At 61.4% G+C, this 23,179-nt stretch carries 19 protein-coding genes; 10 read left to right on the top strand and 9 right to left on the bottom strand.

Translation table 11 applies throughout. The features are described 5' to 3' along the window. Window positions 1–140 precede the first annotated feature (140 nt). Window positions 141–1,220: a class I SAM-dependent methyltransferase gene (locus Q0C28_RS09755; RefSeq protein ID WP_293575230.1), complete on the bottom strand. Its 1,080-nt coding sequence runs from the start codon at window positions 1,218–1,220 to the stop codon at window positions 141–143. Window positions 1,221–1,606: 386 nt separating this feature from the next. Here Q0C28_RS09755 and Q0C28_RS09750 point away from each other — a divergent pair, with 386 nt between their 5' ends. Further along, window positions 1,607–2,680, top strand: coding sequence for a PfkB family carbohydrate kinase (locus Q0C28_RS09750; RefSeq protein ID WP_293575228.1), 1,074 nt, complete (start codon window positions 1,607–1,609; stop codon window positions 2,678–2,680). Between the two features lie 64 nt (window positions 2,681–2,744). On the opposite strand, the gene eda is transcribed toward Q0C28_RS09750, so the two are convergent. The 4 genes from eda to pgi all read right to left on the bottom strand — a co-directional run bounded on the left by eda (window position 2,745) and on the right by pgi (window position 8,392). After that, on the bottom strand, window positions 2,745–3,392 hold the full coding sequence (gene eda, locus Q0C28_RS09745; RefSeq protein WP_293575226.1) for a bifunctional 4-hydroxy-2-oxoglutarate aldolase/2-dehydro-3-deoxy-phosphogluconate aldolase: 648 nt from the start codon (window positions 3,390–3,392) through the stop codon (window positions 2,745–2,747). A 3-nt stretch (window positions 3,393–3,395) separates the two neighbouring features. Further along, window positions 3,396–5,207 carry a phosphogluconate dehydratase gene (edd, locus tag Q0C28_RS09740; RefSeq protein ID WP_293575224.1) on the bottom strand — a complete coding sequence of 604 codons (1,812 nt, stop codon included), beginning with the start codon at window positions 5,205–5,207 and terminating at the stop codon, window positions 3,396–3,398. Window positions 5,208–5,268: 61 nt separating this feature from the next. Continuing rightward, entirely contained in the window at window positions 5,269–6,729 is a 1,461-nt protein-coding gene (gene zwf, locus Q0C28_RS09735) for a glucose-6-phosphate dehydrogenase (protein WP_293575222.1), read from the bottom strand. Window positions 6,730–6,748: 19 nt separating this feature from the next. Continuing rightward, window positions 6,749–8,392 (bottom strand): glucose-6-phosphate isomerase, encoded by a 1,644-nt coding sequence (gene pgi, locus Q0C28_RS09730; protein ID WP_293575220.1) that lies wholly within the window; start codon window positions 8,390–8,392, stop codon window positions 6,749–6,751. A 438-nt stretch (window positions 8,393–8,830) separates the two neighbouring features. Here pgi and Q0C28_RS09725 point away from each other — a divergent pair, with 438 nt between their 5' ends. Then, window positions 8,831–9,961 (top strand): CaiB/BaiF CoA-transferase family protein, encoded by a 1,131-nt coding sequence (locus tag Q0C28_RS09725; protein ID WP_293575218.1) that lies wholly within the window; start codon window positions 8,831–8,833, stop codon window positions 9,959–9,961. Window positions 9,962–9,985: 24 nt separating this feature from the next. On the opposite strand, the gene Q0C28_RS09720 is transcribed toward Q0C28_RS09725, so the two are convergent. Next, window positions 9,986–10,771 (bottom strand): helix-turn-helix transcriptional regulator, encoded by a 786-nt coding sequence (locus tag Q0C28_RS09720; protein WP_293575217.1) that lies wholly within the window; start codon window positions 10,769–10,771, stop codon window positions 9,986–9,988. A 157-nt stretch (window positions 10,772–10,928) separates the two neighbouring features. Here Q0C28_RS09720 and Q0C28_RS09715 point away from each other — a divergent pair, with 157 nt between their 5' ends. From Q0C28_RS09715 to Q0C28_RS09695, 5 genes are all read left to right on the top strand, one after another. Then, window positions 10,929–12,917, top strand: coding sequence for a CocE/NonD family hydrolase (locus Q0C28_RS09715; RefSeq protein WP_293575216.1), 1,989 nt, complete (start codon window positions 10,929–10,931; stop codon window positions 12,915–12,917). 209 nt (window positions 12,918–13,126) lie between these two features. After that, window positions 13,127–14,161: a glycosyltransferase family 2 protein gene (locus Q0C28_RS09710; RefSeq protein WP_293575215.1), complete on the top strand. Its 1,035-nt coding sequence runs from the start codon at window positions 13,127–13,129 to the stop codon at window positions 14,159–14,161. Beyond that, on the top strand, window positions 14,158–14,559 hold the full coding sequence (locus Q0C28_RS09705) for a GtrA family protein (RefSeq protein ID WP_293575214.1): 402 nt from the start codon (window positions 14,158–14,160) through the stop codon (window positions 14,557–14,559). The genes Q0C28_RS09710 and Q0C28_RS09705 overlap by 4 nt, the downstream gene beginning before the upstream one ends. Window positions 14,560–14,576: 17 nt before the next feature. Further along, window positions 14,577–15,362 carry a methyltransferase domain-containing protein gene (locus Q0C28_RS09700; protein ID WP_293575213.1) on the top strand — a complete coding sequence of 262 codons (786 nt, stop codon included), beginning with the start codon at window positions 14,577–14,579 and terminating at the stop codon, window positions 15,360–15,362. After that, a complete protein-coding gene (locus tag Q0C28_RS09695; RefSeq protein WP_293575211.1) occupies window positions 15,359–16,831 on the top strand; it encodes a hypothetical protein in 1,473 nt (490 codons plus the stop codon). The genes Q0C28_RS09700 and Q0C28_RS09695 overlap by 4 nt, the downstream gene beginning before the upstream one ends. Window positions 16,832–16,940: 109 nt before the next feature. Here the strand turns inward: Q0C28_RS09695 and nadC are convergent, their stop codons facing one another. From nadC to nadA, 3 genes are all read right to left on the bottom strand, one after another. After that, window positions 16,941–17,795 carry a carboxylating nicotinate-nucleotide diphosphorylase gene (nadC, locus tag Q0C28_RS09690; protein ID WP_293575209.1) on the bottom strand — a complete coding sequence of 285 codons (855 nt, stop codon included), beginning with the start codon at window positions 17,793–17,795 and terminating at the stop codon, window positions 16,941–16,943. Continuing rightward, window positions 17,792–19,402 (bottom strand): L-aspartate oxidase, encoded by a 1,611-nt coding sequence (locus Q0C28_RS09685; RefSeq protein ID WP_293575207.1) that lies wholly within the window; start codon window positions 19,400–19,402, stop codon window positions 17,792–17,794. Before Q0C28_RS09685 ends, nadC begins: the two co-directional genes overlap by 4 nt. A gap of 72 nt (window positions 19,403–19,474) precedes the next feature. Further along, complete coding sequence (gene nadA / locus Q0C28_RS09680) at window positions 19,475–20,527, bottom strand: quinolinate synthase NadA (protein WP_293575205.1); 1,053 nt, start codon at window positions 20,525–20,527, stop codon at window positions 19,475–19,477. 399 nt (window positions 20,528–20,926) lie between these two features. Here nadA and Q0C28_RS09675 point away from each other — a divergent pair, with 399 nt between their 5' ends. The 3 genes from Q0C28_RS09675 to Q0C28_RS09665 are packed head-to-tail and all read left to right on the top strand — an operon-like array spanning window position 20,927 to window position 23,144. Beyond that, complete coding sequence (locus Q0C28_RS09675) at window positions 20,927–21,631, top strand: ABC transporter permease (RefSeq protein ID WP_293575204.1); 705 nt, start codon at window positions 20,927–20,929, stop codon at window positions 21,629–21,631. After that, on the top strand, window positions 21,628–22,344 hold the full coding sequence (locus Q0C28_RS09670; RefSeq protein ID WP_293575203.1) for an ATP-binding cassette domain-containing protein: 717 nt from the start codon (window positions 21,628–21,630) through the stop codon (window positions 22,342–22,344). Before Q0C28_RS09675 ends, Q0C28_RS09670 begins: the two co-directional genes overlap by 4 nt. Next, a complete protein-coding gene (locus Q0C28_RS09665; RefSeq protein WP_293575202.1) occupies window positions 22,341–23,144 on the top strand; it encodes a substrate-binding domain-containing protein in 804 nt (267 codons plus the stop codon). Before Q0C28_RS09670 ends, Q0C28_RS09665 begins: the two co-directional genes overlap by 4 nt. The last annotated feature ends 35 nt before the right edge of the window (window positions 23,145–23,179 follow it).

Genomic DNA, 23,179 nt, shown 5'->3' with positions numbered 1-23,179 from the left:
GCGAATACACGTCTTCGAACTTCATAAGTCGAACTTCCTGTAACACTTCTGTCCGCTTCATAACGCCTCCTTTCGGAGACATGATAAAACCGGACAGATCGCATGTTACCTACACCGGACATATCGCTTGTTAGCGACAGTCAGATGCAACAGACCTTGACAAAGTCGAGCTCCCGCGCGGCCAACTGCGCGGTAATTTCGTTCTGGTAGGCCGGGTTTGCGATGGCCAGAACATCCCCAGGTTGGGCATCTTCAAAAAAGGCCTCTGGCGCGCGAATTGCAATTTTTGAGCCAGGCAGCCAGCGCCCTTGTTTTTTCGGATTGATATCGATTGCGTACGGCACGTGCCGACCGATTGAGCGCAGTCGGTCGGCATGCAGCAGGAACATGCATCCCTTGGTTGCAGCGCCCCACAGGAAACATCTGCCATTTTCGCCGACAGCCGCGGTCAGACTGTCGATCTGTGTTTCAAGTTGCGGGAACAGTTGATCAAAGCTGAGATCGCGCCATAGTTTGGCGTCATAGGCTGTCGGAAATTGCGATCCAAGATCGGATAAACTGGCAATAACAAACTGATACTGTTCATCAAAACATAGCTCAGCAGTTTTCACGGATTGATCAAAAAGCGCGGCAAGCGCATGCTGGCTGAAGTAGTTCACGTGTTCGTAGGTGATGTCGAAGAAGGTGTTGTTCTGCAGGATCCAGTCGAGGTTTGGGACCTCAATGTAGATATCTGCTGCACCAAATACCTGGGCCAGCATGGAGAGGAATTTATGCGGTTGCGGAATATGTTCGAGGACATGGCGCAAAACCACGATATCTGCAGTTTCCTTGTCCTGCGCGGTTAGGTAGCGTTTTTCTATGAATGGGGCAGAGCCATCATAGGTGGTGTCATAGCCCTTGCACTGAAAATGCCCGGCTGTTTGCGCGAGCTCAAGAAAATCGCCTTTGCCACAGCCAACTTCAACCAGCTTGCTGCCTGCAGGATAGCGCGCCTTCAGCGTATCGTGGACATGGGCCATATGCGCTAGGAACTGTTTGGAATGGGCCTGGCTGTTTTCATAGTTGGGATCATAATCCGTCGCACTGGGATCGAAGGCTGCGTTTTCGATGAAGTGCAAAGTTGTGTTTTCCCGCAGCTGCATTGGACCCATTGCATCATGCGCCTGTGCTGACACGAGCGGATTGTTCGGCGTTGTTGGCAAAAGCAGAGAGGTCATAAGGACGATTTCCTTTTCGGCGCGGGGCACGCGGGGGACGATGGGCCCAGCCTCTTCTGTTTGGTTCAATATTTCGTAAATCTGCACCGTTTTTCGCAGGGCTATTGAGTGGGCGGGCGGCCACCATGCGTCGCCTCAGGTCAGCTTAACGCCGACCTTGTGAGATGCTTCATGAACCGAAGGATTACGCGCGTTCAGTTTGGTTTGACGTGCGGCATTGTTAGACTGAGCCTTGGTCTGTGTTTGCTCAGTGGGTTGGCTTATTTTTTTGCTGATCCGGATGTCGCGCGGCTCAATTGCAGTATCTGCAGCTGGACGACCCTGTCTGCCACGGGATAAATCAGGGCAGTGTTTTGGGGCCTGAGACAGACGAAAGGACCGGTGGAATGATCCTGTGTTGTGGGGAAGCGTTGATCGATATGATACCTGTCGCGGTCGCTGGTTCGGCAGCGGTGGCGGGCCCTGCTGCGGCGCTGACATCTGCATCGGCAGAGAGTGGCGCGCAGATGGCGCCGACGCTGGGCTACCGGCCGCACTGTGGTGGTGCGGTGTTCAACACGGCCATTGCTCTGGCGCGATTGGGGCAGGGCGGGCGCTTGCAGGCTGGGTTGTTCACAGGTCTCTCGCGGGATCTGTTCGGTCAACACTTGGTGGCGGCGCTGGAGGCCTCATCGGTGGATCTCAGCCTTGCGGAGCGTTCCGATCTGCCGACGACATTGGCCTTTGTGCAGCTTACAGACGGGCACGCGACCTATCATTTCTATGATGAAAACACCGCAGGCCGCGCCTTGCGCGCGGATCGTCTGCCGGAGGTGCCGGATCATGTGCAGGCGTTGTTTTTTGGTGGCATTTCGCTCTGCAATGGCGCGGCGGCGCAGGCCTATGCCGCGTTGGCGCAAAGGGAGCGGGATCGCAGGCCCGTGATGATCGACCCGAATGTGCGACCTGGGTTTGCCCAGGACGAGGCAGGCTATCGCGCGCGGTTGGCTGGCATGGTTGCGGGCGCTGGTATCGTCAAAGTCTCTGATGAAGATCTGGATTGGATTTATCCCGGCGACGCCCCCATTGAGACCAAGATCCGGCGTCTGCTGGACGGCACGCTTGACGGTTCGCTTGACGGTTCGCTGGACGGCACGTCCGACGGGGTCGGGGGCAACGGCCCAGGGCTGGTGATCCTGACCATGGGCAGCGCCGGGGCGCGCGGGTTTCTGAAATCGGGCATGGAGGTTGCGGTGCCTGCGGTTCCGGCGGTCGTTGCAGATACTGTTGGCGCTGGGGATACGTTCAATGCGGGCTTTCTGGCCGCGGCCCATGCGGCGGGTGTCCTACAAGATGCCGCGCGCGGGGATATGGCGGAGGCGCAGCTGCGGGCCTGCCTGGAGTATGGCGCCAAGGCGGCGGCTGTCACGGTGTCGCGGGCCGGTGCGAACCCGCCGTGGTGCTCTGAGCTGGAGCGGTGAAGTGCAAACGCCGCCCTGCTGCGATCGGCAGGGCGGCGTTTTTCATGCTGTATCGGTGGTGGGTTCAGCGCGCCAGTTGGCTGGCGGCGTGGGCGAGATCGCGGATAGCGTCCCAATCTCCGGCCTCAACCAGTTTGCTTGGGGCGACCCAGCTGCCGCCGGCGCAGACCACATTGGACAGCGACAGGTAGCTCGCAGCATTGTCCGGGCTTACGCCGCCGGTCGGACAAAAGCTGATCTGGGGTAGGGGGGCGCCGATGGCTTTGAGCGCGGGGGCGCCGCCAGAGGCCTCGGCCGGGAAGAATTTCAGCATGTCATAGCCGCGCGCCAGCAGACGCATCGCCTCTGATGCGGTGGCGGCTCCGGGCAGCATCGGCAAACCGCCTGCTTCGCACGCATCCAAGAGATCATCGGTCGCACCGGGGGAGACACCAAACTGCGCGCCAGCAGCCATGGCGCGAGTGACATCATCGGGGGTCACCAATGTGCCAGCGCCAACAATGCCGCCTTCGACCTTGGCCATTTCGGCAATCACATCCAGCGCCGCGGGGGTGCGCAATGTGACCTCGAGCGCGGGCAGGCCGCCAGCGACCAGGGCCTCGGCCAGGGGGCGGGCATGGGCCACGTCATGGACCACGAGAACCGGCACGATCGGGGCGCGTTGGCAGATCTCGCGGGTGCGGATGCTGGCGTCTTGTGCAGTGATGGCCATGGTTCAGTCTCCGAATACGGTGGCGCCGGTGTCGGCGGAGGTGACGGATTTGCGGAACAGCGCGAACATCTCGCGCCCGGTGCCATGTTGATAGGCAGACAGATCCGCAACCGCAGGTGTGCGTTGCAGAAACGCGGGATCCAGCACCTCTAGCGTTCCGGTCAGGGCATCAACCCGCAGCAGATCGCCATCCTGGATCTTGGCGATCGGGCCGCCGTCCAGCGCTTCGGGCACCACATGGATGGCGGAGGGGATCTTGCCAGAGGCGCCGGACATGCGCCCATCGGTGACCAGTGCCACCTTCTGACCGCGCCCCTGCATGATGCCGAGGAACGGGGTCATGGAATGCAGCTCTGGCATACCGTTGGCCTTCGGGCCCTGGAAGCGGACAACGATGACCATATCGCCATCGTCCAGCTCGCCCGCTTTGAAGGCGGCCTTGGCCTCGTCCTGATCATGGAACACACGGGCGGGGGCCTCGACGACGCGGTGTTCTGGCGCGACGGCGGAAATCTTCATCACGCCGGTGCCCAGATTGCCGGTCAGCCGGGCCAGCCCGCCAGTTTCCTGGAAGGGATCAGAGGCGGGGCGCACGATTTTGTCGTTGAGCGTTTTGCGGCTGCCCTCGCGCCAGGTGAGGGTGCCATCCTTGAGGAAGGGTTCGCTGGTGTAGGCCGCAAGACCCTCGCCTGCGACTGTTTTGGTGTCGTCATGCAGGAAGCCAGCGTTCAGCAATTCGCCGATCATGAACCCCAGCCCGCCTGCGGCGTGGAAGTGGTTCACATCGGCCAGACCGTTTGGATAGACCCGCGCCAGCAGCGGGATGGTGTCGGACAGGTCCGCAAAGTCCTGCCAATCCAGGATGACGCCACCGGCCCGCGCCATGGCGATCAGATGGATCAGAAGATTGGTGGATCCGCCCGTGGCCATCAGGCCGACGATGCCGTTCACATAGGCCTTTTCATCGAGGATATCGCAAACCGGGGTGTAGTGATTGCCAAGCGCGGAGAGCGACAGCGCGCGTTTGCCGCCCTCGCGGGTCAGGGCATCGCGCAGATCTGTGCCGGGATTGACAAAGGAGGAGCCGGGCAGGTGCAGGCCCATGAACTCCATCAGCATCTGGTTGGTGTTGGCGGTGCCATAAAACGTGCAGGTGCCGGGGCCGTGGTAGGCGGCCATCTCGGATTTCAGCAGTTCATCGCGGCCAATTTCCCCGGCGGCAAATTTCTGCCGCACCTTGGCTTTCTCGTCGTTGGACAAGCCCGATGTCATGGGACCTGCGGGCAGGAAAACTGCAGGCAGGTGCCCAAAGACCTGTGCGCCAATCACCAGACCTGGGACGATCTTGTCGCAGACACCCAGATAGACGGTGGCGTCAAAGACATTGTGGCTGAGTGCCACGCCAGTGGCCATGGCAATGGTGTCGCGCGAAAACAGTGACAGTTCCATGCCCGCTTCGCCCTGGGTGATGCCGTCGCACATGGCGGGAACGCCGCCTGCAACCTGCGCGGTGCCACCGATGTCCCGCACGGCGTCCTTGATCGCGGCGGGATAGGTTTCAAACGGCTGATGGGCCGACAGCATGTCGTTATAGGCGGTGACAATGCCCAGGTGGCCTGCACTTTTGGTGGCCAGGTTGGTCTGGTCCTGGCCGGTGGCGGCATAGGCGTGGGCCTGACCGCTGCAGGACAGATGGGCGCGGGCCGGTCCCTGCGATGTGGCGGCAGCCATGCGGTCGAGATAGGCGCGGCGCGGTCCTGCGCTGCGGGCTATGATCCGGTCGGTGACGGCAGTCAGGGTCGGGTTCAATCGCATTGGGTGCCTCTTTCAGTCAGAAGGTGCCTTTGGGGCGAAACGAGCGGTGGGACAGGACACATCAATCGCCAATGCCGCGCCAGCGGCGGCCATCGCGATGCATCAGCAACAGCGCATCTTCGGGGCCGGAGCTGCCGGGATCATAGAGTTGCGGGATATCATGGCGGTCATCGCTCCAACCCGCAATGATGGGATCGGCCCAGGCCCAGGCGGCCTCGACCTCATCGCCGCGCATGAACAGGGTCTGGTTGCCGCGGATCACATCCATGATCAGCCGTTCATAGGCATCCTGCGGGCGTCCGGCTTCGGGCAGGCTGTCGGCGAAGGTCATGTCGAGATTGGCACCGGTCAGGCGCATCCCGCCGGGGCCCGGATCCTTGATCGTGGTGCGCAGCGTGATGCCTTCGTCCGGTTGCAGGCGGATGACCAGCACGTTGCCTTTGATGCCGCTGGCGCCCGTATCGGCGGCAAAGATGTTGTGTGGCGGGTCGCGAAAGAACACGGCGATTTCGGATTCCCGGGCACGCAGGCATTTGCCTGTGCGCAGATAGAACGGCGTGCCGGCCCATCGCCAGTTGGCGACCTCCACCTTCATCGCGATGAAGCTTTCGGTGGTGCTGTTGGGGTTGTTGGCATGATCCCGGTAGGCCTCTCCCGCCGGGCCGCGGTATTGGCCGCGGGCAATGTCGTCGGGAGCAACCGGGTTCAGCGCCTCGATCACCTTGACCTTTTCGTCGCGCACAGCGTTGGGGGTAAACCTGGCCGGGGGTTCCATCGCGGTGAGACACAAGAGCTGCATCAGGTGGTTTTGCACCATATCGCGCATGGCACCGGATTTGTCGTAATATTCGCCGCGCCCTTTGACACCGATGCTTTCGGCGACGGTGATCTGCACATGGTCGATGTGGGACGCGTTCCACAGCGGTTCAAACAGCGAATTGGCAAAGCGCAGAGCCATCAGGTTCTGGACGGTTTCTTTGCCTAGGTAGTGATCGATCCGGTAGATCTGCTGTTCTTCGAAATTGGCCTTGAGAGCGGCGTTCAGCGCCTGTGCCGAGGCCAGATCATGGCCAAAGGGTTTTTCCAGCACGATGCGGCTGTCGGGGGTCGCAATTCCGGTGGAGCGCAGGCGGGCGGCGATGTCGGGAAACAGGCTGGGGCCGACCGACAGGTAGAAGGCGCGCACCACATCGGGGCGCAGATGCGTGGCCAGTTCGTCCCATCCGGTGTCTCCCCGCGCATCGATGGGGGTGTAATGCAGCATGGTCTGGAAGGCGGCGATGTCGTCTTCGGTCAGATCGGGGCCCTGGGCGAACATGTGCAGGGCATCGGCCACCATGGTCTGGAACTCTGCCTGTGTCATGGCGCTGCGGGAGGCGCCGATGATGCGGCTGTCCTCGGAGAACTGGCCTATCTGAAACCGGTGGAACAGGCTTGGCAGGATCTTGCGGCGGGCAAGATCGCCGGTGGCCCCAAACAGGACGAGATCGAAGGATTGGACGGGAATGACGCGGGAAACCATGGTGTCCTCTCTGTCCGTGTCAGTTGGGGTGTTCGCGGCGGTTGTGCTGGGCCAGATGGGCCAGCAGGCCGCGGGTGGAGCCGTCTTTTTCGGCGTGAGCGGCGCTGTCGGCGGAGCCATCGACCAGCGGCAGCAGGCTTTGGGCCAGTTCTTTGCCCAGCTCGACCCCCCATTGATCAAAGGAGTTGATCCCCCAGATGGTGCCTTCGACAAAGACGCGGTGTTCATAGAGCGCAATCAACTGGCCCAGCACAAAAGGCGTGAGCTTGGGATAAGCCAGGGTGATGGAAGGCCGGTTGCCAGCAAACGTCAGATGAGCGGCCATCTGATCCAGATCGGTGCCGGTGAAGCCACGCGCGGCTGCGATGTGGCGGGCCTCGTCGGTTGTGCGCCCGCGCATCAGCGCTTCGGACTGGGCCAGGCAATTGGCGACCAGAAGATGGTGGTGATGTGCCAGATCGGCTTCGTGGCCTTCGGCGGCGATCAGGAACTCCGCAGGGACCACCTGGCTGCCCTGGTGGAGCAGCTGATAAAACGCATGTTGCCCATTGGTGCCGGGTTCGCCCCAGACAACTGGACCAGAGGCGCGCGTCAGGGCGCTGCCGTCCAGTGCCACGCTCTTGCCGTTGCTTTCCATGTCCAGCTGCTGGAGGTAGGCCGCAAAGCGCGAGAGGCGCTGATCGTAGGGCAGGATGGCCCGGCTGTCATAGCCGCAGATGTTGTTGTGCCAGATGCCCAGAATGGCCAGCAAAACCGGCAGGTTGTCCTGAAATGGGGCTGTGGCCGCGTGCTGGTCCATTGCGGCGGCACCCGCGAGAAACTGACAGAAGTGATCGGCACCAATGGCGATCATCAAGGGCAGTCCGACCGGTCCCCAAATCGAATAACGCCCGCCCACCCAATCGGCAAAACCGAACACGCGATCCGGATCTATGCCCAGAGCGGCGGTTTTGTCATGCGCGGTGGAGACCGCTGCGAGATGGGCGCTGACGTCGTCTCCCAGTGCCGTGCGCAGCCAGTCGATGGCTGTGGCCGCGTTGGTCATCGTCTCGATTGTGGTGAATGTCTTGGAGGCGATGATCACCAGGGTGGTGGCCGGGTTCAATGTTGCCAGCACATCGTGAACGTGGGCCCCGTCGACATTGGAGACGAAATGGCACCGCGGCCCATCGTGATAGGGGGCGAGCGCCAGCGTGGCCATGGCGGGGCCGAGATCCGAGCCGCCGATACCGATATTGACGACATCAGTGAACCGCGCGCCGTGTGCCGCGGTGATCTGGCCGCGGCGGATGGCCTCGGCAAAGCGCTCCATCCGTTTCAACGTGTCCTGCACCGCAGGCACCACATTGACGCCGTCCACCATGATTTCGGTGGTTGGGCTGGCGCGCAGGGCGGTGTGCAGCGCGGCGCGGTCCTCGGTGGTGTTGATTTTCTGCCCCGACATCATGGCGTCAAGCCGCGCCATCACGCCACGACTGTCGCAGAGCTGCTGCAACAGGGTCATGGCCGTGGCATCAACAGATGTTTTGGAGTAATCAAGCAGCAGGCCGTCTGTCTGGGCTGAAAACCGAGCAAAGCGATCTGGCGCATCAAACAGCGACTGTATCGCGGTGCTTTTGGTCTGGGCGCGATGCTGGGACAGCTGCTGCCAGATATCGGTCATTGGGTTTCTCCGTCGTCTGCTGCCGTCTGATGCGAATCACCTGGGGCTGCGTTGAGCATTAGTTAGCGCTAACACTTGTGTTTGTAACGCATTAATATCGCAGCCGCCATCATATGACAAAAAGAGATGTGCCCGAAGAGGCCACGGTGCTGGGTGATTTGGCTGCGGGCCTTGCGCTGTGGTGATGGGTGGTCTGGAAAATTGACCTGTTTCAGTTCGGCTGTGCCGTGCATTGCGGGGATCCGATCAATCTTTGAATTGCGATCAACTCCGAAGTTTTGATCAAAATGTTTGGCTTGCGTTTGTTTCTTTCGCTAAGGCTGGAGCAGCCGTGAGAGCCGCCACGAGAGCAGCCATGATAGGGGGCGCGGTGGCTGGACGTGGCTGGCCGCGGCGCAGGCATTGGTTTTTAGGCGTTGAATTTAGGGAGCAAACAGCATGACACCGCTATCGGGTTTGAAGGTTGTGGAACTGGCCCGCATTCTGGCAGGGCCCTGGATTGGCCAGTCGCTGGCGGATCTGGGCGCGGAGGTGACCAAGGTGGAGAGCCCCGAAGGCGATGACACCCGACGCTGGGGCCCACCTTTTGTTGAGCGTGATGGCGACCGGAGTGCGGCTTATTTCTATGCCGCCAACCGCGGTAAAACCTCTGTGATTGCGGATTTTCGCAAGGACGCAGACCGCGCCAGAGTGGTGGAGCTGATCCGGGACGCCGATATCCTGATTGAGAATTTCAAAGTGGGCGGGCTGAAGAAATACGGGCTGGATTACGATAGCCTCAGCGCGATCAATCCGCGGCTGATCTATTGTTCGGTGACCGGATTTGGCCAGGCCGGGCCTTATGCGGCGCGGGCCGGGTATGATTTTCTGTTGCAGGGCATGTCCGGTCTGATGTCCGTTACAGGGGCCGCCGATGGCGAGCCGCAGAAAGTGGGCGTGGCGATCACCGATATTGTCACCGGGCTTTACGGCACCATCGGCATCCTGGCTGCGGTGGAACAGCGCCATCGCACCGGGCGTGGCCAGCACATTGACATGTCGCTGCTGGATTGCGCCACAGCGATGTTGGCGAACCAGAACATGAACTATCTGGTCACCGGCACCAGCCCCAGCCGCATGGGCAATGCCCATCCCAATATCACCCCCTACCAGGTTATGGCGGTGCGCGATGGGCATGTGATCCTGGCGGTTGGCAATGATGGGCAGTTTGCTCGGCTCTGCGAGGTGCTGAACCTGACCTCTGTGGCGGCGGATCCGCGGTTCGGCTCCAACCAAAATCGGGTGGAACATCGCGATGCGTTGACACCGCTGCTGGAGGCGGCATTGGCGCAATGGTCCCAGGCTGATCTGTTGGCCGCGTTGGAGCAGGCGACGGTGCCCGCGGGTCCGATCAATTCTGTTGCCCAGGCCTTTGCCGATCCGCAAATCCAGCATCGTCAGATGAAGATCACACCCGAAGGCGTGCCCGGCGTGCGGGGTCCTTGGGTGTTTTCGGATGCGGAGCTGGCGCTGGACAGATCTGCGCCGCGGCTTGGGTCGTCCGAGGATCTGGCGACAGAGGATCGCTGACGGCGGTTTGCCCCTCTGCAGCGCCTATTCGGGCGCGGTGATGCTGAGCGGCAGGTCATTGCCCAGCAGGCGGCGCACTTTGGGGTCGAGCCTGGGGCTGTCGTCGCGGCAAAGACCGGTGGCAGCCAGGGCCTCCCGCAGGGTCGTGCGGTTGCTGATCCGCACCCAGACCGTCCGCGCCGCATAAGGCGGCTGATCCACCCGGGCAGAGATCCCCAGAACCAGACCCTGCACATAGGAGGTCTGCTGCGGATGCACGGGCATCAGCACTGTCTCAGACAGGAAGCCCTGGGTGTCGCGGGGGCTTTCATACATGCAGATGCGGTTGTTGTGATAGGCCACCCTGCCGCGATAGCGGGCGCGCTGGCGGATGCTGCCATCAGGTGTATTGGCGCGTTCGATGGTGTCTGATCGCACCTGATGGTCCTGCGCGCGCAGGCGGATCAATGTGCGCATGACATGGCCCGGCCAGGTCGGCGTGCGATAATAGCCGTGGTAGAAACCAAGAAACCGGCGCATGGGTTTGGCCTGGCCTGCAAACTGCGCGTCGAAATGCTGCGATTTGGCGATCGGGAGCGGGTCGGCCGCGCTGTGGCTCTGGCGAAAGTCGGCGTGGGGCAGAAACAGCGCGTCCTCGTCGATCTGGAAATAGCTCGCAATGCGATGCAGATTGTGGGCCGAGGGCAGGCCATGACCGTTCAGATAGCGGTTGAACTGCTGACGGTTGATCCCGATGGCGCGGCAGACCTTGGCGATGCTGCCGGTTTCAGCACAGAGCTTGCGCAGGTTGCGGGCAAAGTCATCATGCATGGCAGGGCTTTCGTTGCGGCGTTTCTTTCAGACTGCGTACAATCGCTTACAGGTGCGAACAAGTGCTGTCTTTCTTTCTGCGGCGGGTTTGGGAACAGTGGCGCAAAATGCACCGGGCCCGGCCCAGACGCCGCCCCAAAAAGATGAAGGATATCCCATGGCCGCAGCCGTCACCACATTGGAACATCTCTGGATCCCTCTGCCAGACGGTCGGCGGCTGGCCGCGCGGATGTGGCTGCCCGCGGGTGCCGGTCCACATCCCGCCATTCTGGAATATCTGCCCTATCGCAAACGCGACGGCACAGCGCCCAGAGATGCGACCACGCACCCCGTGTTTGCAGCCGCGGGATATGTCTGCCTGCGGGTGGATATTGCCGGAACCGGCGACAGCGAGGGGTTGTTTGATGATGAATATTCCGAACAGGAGCTGAGCGACGGTGAAGCGGTGTTGGCCTGGCTGGCGGCGCATCCGTCGTGCAATGGCCACGTTGGCATGATCGGTATTTCCTGGGGCGGCTTCAACGGTCTGCAACTGGCCGCCCGCCAGCCTGAGGCGCTGAAAGCGGTGGTCAGCGTGGCCTCCACCGTGGATCGATACGCCGATGACATCCATTTCATGGGGGGCTGTTTGCTGAGCGATAACGCCAATTGGAGCGCGCAGATGCATGCCTATCAGACCCGGCCCCTGGATCCTGCGCTGCGCCCGGATTGGCGTGAGGCCTGGATCGAACGGATTGAGACATTGCCGTTTATGGCTGCGGATTGGTTGCGCCATGGGCAGCGCGATGCCTTTTGGAAACACGGCTCGATCTGTGAGGATCTGTCGGCGATCACCGCACCGGTTCTGGCGATCACTGGCTGGGCCGATGCCTATGTCAACGCGCCCCCGGCTTTGGCCGCAGGACTTAACGCCCCCGCCAAGGCGCTGATCGGACCATGGGAGCATCGCTATGCGCATATCTCCAAACTGGAGGCCCATGATTTCCACGGTGAGGTGCTGCGCTGGTTTGATCGTTGGCTGAAGGCAGAAGAAAACGGTGCCGAGGCGCTGCCTGACTATCGCACCTACATGCAAGAACATTTCAACCCCACCAAAGAGAACAAGCCGCGGCAGGGACGCTGGATCGCGGAAACGGAGTGGCCGAGCCCGCAGGTAAAAGAAAGCCATCTCTATCCGGGCCTGAACGGCGCGCTGCAGTCCGCCGCAGCTGCGGGTGAGGTTCAGGTGTCAAACCCTGCCACCGTTGGTGCGGCGGGTGGCTATTTCTGCGCAGGCATGCGGATCGACAACGAATTGCCCGGTGATCAGGCCGAGGATGATGCGCTGTCGGTGTGTTTCGACACCGCAGTCCTGGAGGGGCCGCTGGAACTGCTTGGGCGCCCGCGGGTCCGGTTGGCGTTTACCGTGGACAAACCGGTGGCGCAGGTGGTTGCGCGGCTCTGCGATGTGGCTCCTGATGGGGTGGCGCAGCGGATCACCTACCGGGGGCGCAACCTGTGCCATGATGACAGTCATGAAACCGCCACGCCGCTGGTGCCCGGCACCCGCTATGAGGTGGAGTTCGAGCTGAACGAATGCGCCCATCATCTGCGTGCGGGCCACCGTTTGCGGCTTGCCTTGTCGACATCCTATTGGCCGATCATCTGGCCCAGCCCAGAGCCCGTCGCGCTGACACTGGATCTGGCGGGCTGTGCGTTGATCCTGCCGGAACGCCACGTGGCGCAGGAAAGCGAGGCCTGCGCGCCCGGGCCTGCGCGCGACTATCCCGGCTATGACGCAGAGATCCTTCGCGCTGCATCGGGCCGGTCCAACAGCTATGTGGAGGCTGATGGTACCCAGGTGCTTGAAACCTTCGATGACTATGGCGAGGCGGTTGATCCGGTGCATGGCATGCAGGTCGGCAGCCATGTGGCCATGCGCTACAGCGTGCACCCCGACGATCCGGCCACAGCGACGTTCAGCAGCCAGTGGCGGTTCACCTTTGCCCGGGGCGACTGGCAGGTGCAGATCGAGACCGACAATCTGATGTCCGGCGACAGGGAGAATTTTCACCTGTGGCGCAAGACCATCGCCCGGCAAGGGGCCGAAGAAACAGAGGTCTGTGTTAAGGAATGGCGAGAGACCGTGCCGCGGGATTGTTTGTGATTTCGCATCAAAACTAGCTAAAAATCGCTGTTTTTCCCCTCCTTGACCCCCAATTCGCCATGGTTTGGCCACGTTGTGTCTCCAAAAACGGAACAACGCGTTAACCATTTCGGGGGAAAATACAGCCCTGAAACTGTGAAAACGGCGTTGACGGCCGGGCGGATGGTCCCCCGGTCGCAAGCGGGCAAAACAGAATTGGGGCGAGGAAGGTGCATCTATCCGTTGTTGTACCCTGTTATAATGAGGAAGAGGCGATCCCCCTGTTGGTGGAGCGTCTGGTGCAGGCCATCAGCCCCTGGGCGGGCCGCGCGGAGATTATTCTGGTCGATGACGGCTCCTCCGACGAGACCTGGGCCGCGATGGAGGCCGCACATGCGCGCCATCCAGTGGTGCGTGGGGTGCGTTTGTCGGCAAACCGTGGCCATCAGGTTGCCCTGACAGCCGGGCTGGAGGCCGCCACTGGCGCGCGCATCTTCATGCTGGATGCGGATTTGCAGGACCCACCGGAAATTCTGCCCGACATGATGATGATGATGGACCGCGGCTATGACGTGGTCTATGGCCGCCGCGCTGAACGGCAGGGTGAAACCTGGTTCAAGAAAGCCAGCGCCTATATGTTTTATCGCACGCTGAACGCGCTGTCGGATGTGGACATCCCCAAAGACACCGGAGATTTCCGTCTGGTCAGCCGCCGGGCGCTGGATGCGGTGCTGCAGATGCCCGAACGGGCGCGGTTCATCCGCGGCATGTTTGCCTGGGCGGGGTTTCACCAGATCGGTTTGGAATATGTGCGCGAAGCACGCGTGGCGGGCGAGACGAAATACCCGCTGAAAGCGATGCTGCGTTTTGCCACCGATGCGCTGACCGGGTTTTCCACCAAACCGCTGAAGATGGCGACACGGCTCTCGTTTGTCAGTCTGTTGGTCACGGTATTGATGGCGATCTATGTTTTTGGCTCGCTGATCCTGTTCAACACGGTTGCTGGTTGGGCCTCGGTTCTGTTGGCGATTTCCTTCTTCTCGGCGATCCAGTTGCTGACGCTTGGTATTCTTGGCGAATATGTCGGCCGTCTCTACATGGAGAGCAAACAGCGCCCGCTGTATTTCCTGTCACAGGAAACCGGTCAGCCGATGGCGCATCCGGTGGAATTTGGCGGCGAGAGCCGTGGCGCTGCGGTGCAGGCTGCAGGCGAGATTGCAGGCGAGTTTGCAGGCCAGCCTGCGGGGCAGAAAGCGGCGTCATGATCGCCTGGTTGCTGGACAAGGACCCGGCGCATCTGCTGCGTTTTGCCTGCGTCGGGGTTGGCGTGGCTGGGTTGTATGTCCTTCTTTATGTTGGCTTTCTGGGCCAGGGGCTGGATGTTTGGTTGGCCAATGCGCTGGCTTTCGGTCTGGCGATTCTGGTGCAATACATCGGGCAGACCGCCTGGACCTTTCGCCAAAATCTGGTGGCGCCGCGCCAGGCGCTGCGGTTTGTGCTCACCATTTGTCTGGGCTTTGTCACCTCTGCGGTGCTGACCGGGCTGATCGCACCCGCGCTGGGCTGGTCACCATGGCTGGCAGCGGGCAGCGCCGCCGTGCTGCTGCCGGTGCAGAATTATCTCTTTTTTCGTCTTTGGGTTTACGCCGGTGTCGGCGCGTAAAACAGGAGCAGGCAGTCATGTCGCATGTCTATTCGAATGAATTCTACGACTATATCGATACCGGAGCCCGCAGTTCAGCACAGGCGTTGATCGCCGCCGTGCAGCCCTGGTTGGGGGCGCAAAGCGTCTTGGATCTTGGCAGTGGTCGCGGGGTTTGGCTCAGCGAATGGGCCAAGGCCGGGGTCGAGGATATCGCCGGGGTCGACGGCGACTATGTTGATCGCTCACGCCTGGCGATTGCGCCATCGCAGTTCCATCCTGCGGATCTCACTCAGGATTTTGATCTTGGGCGGCGGTTTGATCTGGCCCAAAGCCTGGAGGTCGGGGAGCATTTGCCGCAGGCGGCTTCGGTCAAATTGGTGGAGGGGCTGACGCGCCACGCTGATCGGGTTCTGTTTTCGGCGGCGGTGCCGGGGCAGGGCGGGGAGTTCCACATCAACGAACAGCCGTTGTCGTTCTGGCAAGATCTGTTTGCACAGCGTGGCTACCGGGCCTTTGATTGCGTGCGCCCGGCTCTGAAAACCGCTGATGGGGTGGAGCCGTGGTATCGCTATAACACTGTTTTGTATGTGAACGATGCTGGTCGCGATGGGCTGCCGCAAGAGGTCTTGGCGAGCGAACTGGCCGCGGGCCAGCCGGTGCCATTGGCCGGCAGTCTGGGTTGGCGTCTGCGGCGTGGGATTGTGTCCCTGATGCCGCGGCCGATGGTGACCAAGATCGCGCAGGCGCGCGCCGCCGTGATTGCGCGCCAGGCCCGCCATGCGGGGCAGACCACGACAGCGGCGCAGGGCGTGAAATCATGACATCTGTGGCCGCTGATCCTGCTGCCTTGGCCAATCGGTCAGAGCCCCGCGCTGCGGTGGCTTTGCTGGCAACCATTGCAGTGGCCTTTGTGGGTCTGCTGGTTGCAGCGGCCTTTCATCTGCCCGACCCGCTGATCCGCCATGATGACTATCCGGCGTTGTTTGGCGATGCAGAGACCTACTATGTCAAAACCCTGACAGAGGGGCGTTGGCTCAATTATCTGTGGCACATGCGGGAGCTGTTGCTGCCCAGCTGGGTCAATTATCTCATCTATAATGGGCTTTGGGCGATTGTGCTGGGCTGTCTGGCGCATAATGCGCTGGGGGCGCAGGCCGAGCTGTGGCGCAAGGGGGCTGTGGCCCTGATTGCCGGTCTGTCGGCACCGTCGTTGTTGATTGCCCTGTGGTTCAACACACTTATTCCCGGCATGGCAGTTCTGGCCATCTATGCGCTGGCCACAACGCAGCTGTCAGATCGTACCTGCCGCTGGTTGCTGGTGCCCTTTGTGCCGCTGGCGTTGATGGCCTACACGACTTTTCCGTTTTTCCTGCTGGCCTTTTGCCTGACACGGGCGGACACCCAGCGGTCTGCACGGGATTTGGCGCAGCTGCTTGGTCTGTTCATCCTGTGTTTTGCCCTGGCGATGGCCTCGATTTACACGCTGAACTATGTGTTCCATGGCGTCTTTGGCGTTCCGATGGCGGAGTGGCGGGTGCCCAACCCGGCCCATGACCTGGAGAGCCTGCTGACCAATATGGGCATGATCGGCTCGTTCCTTGTCGTTTCGGCATCGCTGATGTCCTTTCATTTCCTGCCATTGACCGTGTTTCAGCTGGTGCTGTTTGCCTGGGCGCTGCGGGTGATGGGACAGGACGACCGGTGGCGCGCGATCTACCCTGTGGCTGGGATCCTGTTGGGACTGGGATTGATTTTTGTTCAAACCATCAAGACCGGGATCATTCTGCCCGCGCGGGTGTCTGGTTTTGTCTGGCTGTACTATGCCGTTGTTTTGGGTGTGTTTTCACAGCTGATGGCGCAACGCAGCGCGACGGGTGAACGGCTTGGCCGCAACCTCCTGGCTTTTGTGGCGCTGATCTATGTGGCGTTCAGCGTGCTGCAGAGCCGGGATGTCACCGCCTGGCAGGCTGACAGCCGCGCCATGGCGGCGCAGATCACACCGACAGAAGGGCCGATCTATGTGACGGGCACCTATCTGTCGCTGCCGTCCGGGGAAAAATCCGGGCTGCAACATGATTTGGCGGTTGCGTTCCGCTTGACCCAATTGACGGGTCGCGAGGTTGTGATGTGTGCGCTGGACGCGGCCGCTTGCGCCGTGGTGCCGGAGGCGATGCAGCAAGGTGCGGCTGGTCCCGAGTATCAGGTGCGTAATCTCGATGGGATGAGCGTGGTGCTGCTGTCTGCCGATCCAATTCGCGAAGGGGCAGACAACATTCCTGCCGGTGGCTGATTGTTTGGTGGTCGCCTGCGCGGCAACAGCGCGTGGGCGATCAAAGCCATCATCGGCTGGCTTTGGCGCCTGGTTGCTACTGTCTGCGTGCTAACAGGCGCCAGAGCGCTCAGAAATCGAGACCCAGATCCAAAGTCTGCACCGAATGGGTCAGCGCACCGCTGGAGATATAATCGACGCCGGTCGCCGCCACTTCTGCGATCCGATCCAGCCGCATGTTTCCAGAGGCTTCGGTCACGACCTGACCTCTGGCCATGGCAACGGCCTCGCTCAGCGTTGCGGTGTCCATATTGTCCAAGAGCACAACATCAGCGCCACCGCTGGCCAGGACCTCCTCCAACTGGGCGAGGGTGTCGACCTCGATTTCGATCTTCATCATATGGCTGACATTGGTCTTTGCCGCCTGCAGCACAGCAGCAATGCCGCCCGCAGCAGCAATGTGGTTGTCCTTGATCAGGATCGCATCGGACAGCCCGTAACGGTGGTTGTAGCCACCGCCATGCAGGACTGCCTGTTTTTCGACCATACGCAGGCCCGGAGTGGTTTTGCGGGTGCAGGTGATGCGAGTCTGGGTGCCTTTGGTCTCTGCCACAAAGCTCTGGGTGAGGCTGGCAATCCCGGACATCCGCCCGGCAAAGTTCAGGGCCACCCGTTCGCCTGACAGGATCGAGGCCGCGGACCCTGAAATGGTCATCAGCGTCTGCCCTGGGGTGCAGGGGCTGCCATCCTGCAGTTGCGTTTCGATGTGCAGGGTCGGATCCACCAGATGAAAGGCGATCCGCGCGATCTGCATCCCCGATACGACACCGGCGTCGCGCGCATTGAGCCGCGCCTGATAGGTGGTGCCCGCAGGGATCACCGCTCGGGTGGTGATGTCGCCACTTTGGCCGAGATCTTCCAGCAGGGCCGCGCGGACCAGCGGTTCAACGATGAGATCGGGCAGAGTGGCAAAGGACGGTGTCATGTCAGTTCCTGTGCGGCCTCGGCGCGGATTGCGCAGGCCTGTGTCAAGGTGATGTGGGTGCGATGGGCCTGGTTCGGATCAGAGGCAGGGCAGTCGTCGCGGAAATGCCCACCGCGGCTTTCGCGCCGTTGCAGTGCGGCGGCGGCAATCAGCGTGGCGGTGGCGCACATATTGGCGAAGCTTTCGTCGTCGCCATGCTGTGCCAGCAGGGTTTCAATGGTGGCCAGCGCGCTTTTGAGCCCGGCGTCATCGCGGCGCACGCCGACATGGGCGGTCATCGTCTCGCGCAGCTTGGCGATTGCACTGGCCGGCGCGGTGGCGGTTAGGGGGCTGGCGTCAAAGGACAGCTGCAGATCAGACGTTGCGGCGGTGGGATCTGCGGCGGTTTGGGCCAGCTGTTGTGCGATATCGGTGGCAGCGTTGCGGGCGTAAACCAGTGCCTCCAGCAACCCGTTGGAAGCCAGACGGTTGGCCCCGTGCAATCCGGTTGAGGCTGCTTCGCCGCAGACCCACAGCTGATCGAGGCTTGACCGACCCTGCACATCGGTGTCGATCCCGCCCATATGATAGTGGGCTGCGACCGCGATTGGGATCGGCTCTGCCACCGGGTCGATGCCCGCCCGTGCGCAGGTTTCTGCAACGGTCGGAAACCGACTGATGACCTCTGCACCGAGCGCCGCTCGGGTGTCGAGCATTGGCCGTCGTCCAGCCTGTGTTTCGGCAAAAATGGCGCGGGCGACGATATCCCTTGGGGCCAATTCGCCGTCGGGATGCACGCTCTGCATGAAGCGGTCGCCATTGGCGTTGATCAAGATCGCACCATCACCGCGCAGCGCCTCGGTTGCCAGGGGGGCGGGATCCTCGCCAATGTCAAAGGCGGTTGGGTGAAACTGGACGAATTCCGGATCGGCAATCAATGCGCCTGCTCGGGCAGCCAGACCGATGACCTGGCCACGGATGCGCGGCGGATTGGTGGTGTGGGCAAAAAGACCGCCAGATCCGCCACCGGCCAGCAAAATAGCCGGGGCGCGCAGCAGCTGTGGGGCGCACCCGCCGGTGGCTGGGCTGATCCAGACCCCGGTGGCGGCCCCCTCGCAGACCTCCAGCCGCACGGCTTGCGTGCCCTCCAAAACCTGAACAGATGGGGTGGCGCGGACCGCTGCGATCAGGGTTTCCATGATCTGCTTGCCCGCCTGATCGCCCTTGACCCGCACGACGCGCGCCATGGAATGTGCGGCTTCGCGGCTCATGACAAAGCCACCATCAGGGGTGCGATCAAATGGGGTGCCCAGATCTGTCAGCTCATGAACATGGTCGCGGGCGAGGCGCGTGACCATGGCCGCGACCTCAGCGGCGACTGTTCCGGCGCCTGCGCGCTGCGTGTCGCGGGCGTGGGCAGCAGGGCTGTCGGCCTGATCCATCGCCGCAGCGATTCCGCCTTGCGCCCAGGCCGAGCTGGCCCCCTCGCCAAGCGGTTCGGGGGAGATCATCAGCACAGGGCGCGGCGCCAATTCCAGCGCCGCATAAAGCGCGGCCATGCCCGCACCCACAATCACGACCCGATGGGTGTTGTGGGTGGTTTCGCAGGATGGATGTGGCTTGGTCATGTCCTGCGCGGAGGACGTCCCGGGCGAATTGCTCTGCTGGAGCCTGTCTGTTGCGCCGGGACGGTTCACTGTTCAGATACCCAGTTTGCGGCTGAGATCGATCATCCGTTGCACCGCCACGCGGGCGCCTTCGGCGACCTTCGGATCGACTTCAACGGGTTCGCTCATGGTGTGCAGCGAGAAGAGGATTTTTTCCAGTGTAATCATCTTCATATAGGGGCACATGTTGCAGGGGCCGACAAAATCCACCTCCGGCAAGGCATCCGCGATATTGGAGGCCATCGAACATTCGGTGATCAGCAGTGCCTTTTCCGGCTTCTCATCCGTGACATATTTGATGATGCCGCTGGTCGAGCCGCTGAAATCCGCTTCGTTGACCACCTCTGGCGGGCATTCGGGATGAGCGATGAGGCGCGTATCGGGGTTCCACTCGCGGAAATCGCGCAGATCCTTGGCAGTATATTGCTCGTGCACGATGCAGGAGCCTTCCCACCAGACGATGTTTTTCTGTGGCACCTGCTGGGCGATGTTTTGCGCCAGATACTGGTCCGGCGTCATGATGATGGTGTCGCTGTCCAGCGCGGCAACGATTTGCGCCGCATTGGAGGAGGTGCAGCAGATGTCAGAGGCGGCTTTGACCTCGGCGGTGGTGTTCACATAGGTCACCACAGGCGCGCCGGGGTATTTTGCGCGCATTTCGGAAATGCCCTCGGCGGTGATGGATTCCGCAAGCGAGCAGCCTGCCTCCATATCCGGCATCAGCACGGTTTTGTCCGGGCTGAGGATTTTTGATGTCTCGGCCATGAAGTGAACGCCGCATTGCACGATCACATCCGCCTCTACCTTGGCCGCTTCGATGGCCAGCTGCAGGCTGTCGCCCACCACATCGGCAACCCCGTGATAGATTTCTGGGGTCATATAGTTGTGGGCCAGGATCACCGCGTTGCGTTCTGCTTTCAGGCGCTGGATGGCGGCGACATAAGGCGCATAGGTGGCCCAATCAATCGGACTGACAACGCGCTTCATCTGATCATAGGTGTCAGACATGGCCGCAGCGAGGTCCGGATTGGGGGCAAGGTCGTAGTGGTTGGCGAGTTGATCGCGCATGGTTTGCAGATCGAACATGGCATTTCCTCAAAGCTGCGGCTGTTATGGCACTTTGGTGCCGTGTTGTTTCATGTTCAAATATCGCACGCAAGCAAATGGGACTGCCAAATACCTGTTTTGCCGGAAAAACACCCAGAATTCTCCGGGCGGGTTCATGGTGGCGATAACAATTCTGAAACTGCTGGGACCGCCCAGCGATTTGACCGGGGCGCAGGGCTCCAAAACGGATCTGGCCGTTGCAGGGTGTCGTTCGAATTGGGCAGTATTACCGGCGGGCGATAGGTTGAAACAGGCTGCGGTTTTTGAACGCGCGGTGCATTTTCGACTTCTGGGTCCGCGCTGAATATGGTTTGGACAGGACGGAGACAGCTGCCGGAACGCTGGCGGTTCTGTCCAAAAGGAGAATGGCCGGGTCACATGTCTGATCTATGGGATGGATTGCTGCAAGCGGCCTGGTTGCTGCTGACACTGGATGCGGATCTGGTGGAGATCACGCTGCGCTCGCTGCGGGTCACGCTGACGGCTTTGCTCGTGGCTTGCCTGATCGCGCTGCCGCTGGCGGCCCTGTTGGCCGTGCGCCGGTTCCGCCTGCGCCGGGCCACCATTGCCATTCTGAACGCTCTGATGGGCCTGCCGCCAGTTGTGGTGGGGCTTGTGGTCTATGTCATGCTGTCGCGGGCGGGGCCGTTTGGGGTGCTTGGCCTGTTGTTCACACCGACCGCGATGATCATCGCGCAGGTCATCATTATCGTGCCGCTGGTTGCCTCAATCGCGCATCAATCCCTGCGGGATCTGTGGAGCGATTATCATGATTTGCTGATTTCGTTGAATGCCAGTCAGGTGCAGCGCATCTGCACCCTGCTTTGGGATGGGCGTCGGGCCTTGTTGACGGCGGCTCTGGCGGGGTTTGGCCGCGCCATCGGAGAAGTTGGGGCCATCATGATTGTCGGTGGCAACATCGATCACGCCACCCGGGTTCTGACCACGGCCATCGCGCTGGAGACTGGCAAGGGTGATTTCGCCATGGCCCTTGGCCTGGGGTTTGTGCTGATCGCGCTGGCGGTCGTGGTGAACCTGGCCATCCACTGGCTGGGCAAAACCGAAAGCGAGGGCCGGTGGTGACGGATCTGTTTCCTTTGACGGTGCAAGACGCATCCGTCCGGCGTCGCGGCAAGACACTGGTGGGGCCTGTCGATCTGACGCTGCAGGGCGCGGGCACGACCCTGGTGATTGGCCCAAACGGGTCCGGCAAGACGACGCTGTTGAAAATGCTGCACGGAATTCTGCGCCTAGCCGGTGGGCAGATCCGCTGGAATTGTGAAACGGAACAGGCCCAGCGGCATCAGGCCTTCGTGTTTCAGACGCCGGTGATGATGCGCCGTTCTGTGGTGGAAAATATTGCCTATCCTTTGACTTTGAACGGTGTTGGCCGCAAACAGGCGCTGGCGGAGGCCGCGGCCTCGGCAGAGCGTATCGGCCTGGGCGGGGATGCCCTGCAGCGATCTGCGCTGCTTTTGTCGGGGGGTGAACGGCAGAAACTGGCGCTGGCGCGGGCTTTGATCCGCAAGCCGCGGGTGTTGTTCCTCGATGAGCCCTGCGCCGCCTTGGATGGGCGCGCGACCCGCGAAATCGAAGACATCCTGCAAGAGGCAGCCAAGGGTGGCACCCGGCTGATCATGTCGACGCATGACATGGGACAGGCTCGCCGTCTTGCCGACGAAATACTGTTTGTGCTGCATGGGAAAGTGGCTGAATTTGCCCCGGCGGAGGCGTTTTTTGCAGGCCCCACCCATGACAAAGCACGGGCCTTTTTGAACGGAGATATTGTCGAATGATGCGGTTTATATGTGGGGCGATTGCGGCGCTTGCACTGGGCGGCGCCGCCAGTGCCGCCGAGCTGAAGATGGCGGTTACAACGTCGTTTCACAACTCGGGCCTTGCGCAGGTTCTGCTGCCGCAGATCCAGGCAGATCTGGGGTTGGATCTGCAATTGCTGGTGGTGGGTACCGGTCAGGCGATCCGCCTTGGCGAGGCGGGTGACGTCGATGCCATTCTGGTTCATTCCAAAGCCGCAGAAGAGGCGTTTGTGGCCGAGGGTCATGGCGCCCACCGGCGGGAGATCATGTATAATGATTTCGTGTTTGTTGGTCCGGTGACGGATCCGGCCGGGGTCGCGGCGTCGGGGTCGGCAGCGGAAGCCATGCAGAAACTGGCGGCCGAAACCCCCGTTTTTGTCAGCCGCGGCGACGACAGCGGCACCCATAAGAAAGAGCTGAGCCTCTGGGCCTCTGCGCAGCTGGTGCCGGAGACATTTGGCAGCTGGTACCGCGCCGTGGGCGCAGGCATGGGCGCGGCTTTGAACACGGCGGCTGGTCTGAATGGGTATGTGTTGTCAGATCGCGCGAGCTGGCTGAACTTTGCCAACCCCGGTGATTTGACGCTGCTGTTTGCTGGGGATCCGGTGCTGTTCAATCAATATACCTTCATCCCGGTAAATCCGGCCCGCCATCCGCATGTGCCTGCAGATCTGGTGGCACAATTGGAAGCCTGGCTGGTATCGGACACAGCAAAAATGCTGATCAATGACTATCAAATCGACGGCGAACAGCTGTTTGTGTTCAACGCCGCACCCTAAAGGGTCGTTTCCCGGGGGCGGCGTGATGCAATAAA

Origin of the sequence: Phaeobacter sp. (assembly GCF_022825805.1) — a bacterium.
In the GTDB taxonomy this organism is placed as follows: domain Bacteria; phylum Pseudomonadota; class Alphaproteobacteria; order Rhodobacterales; family Rhodobacteraceae; genus Phaeobacter.
Note: the sequence above shows the minus strand (reverse complement) of the source record. Positions and strands in the feature narration are given on the sequence as shown.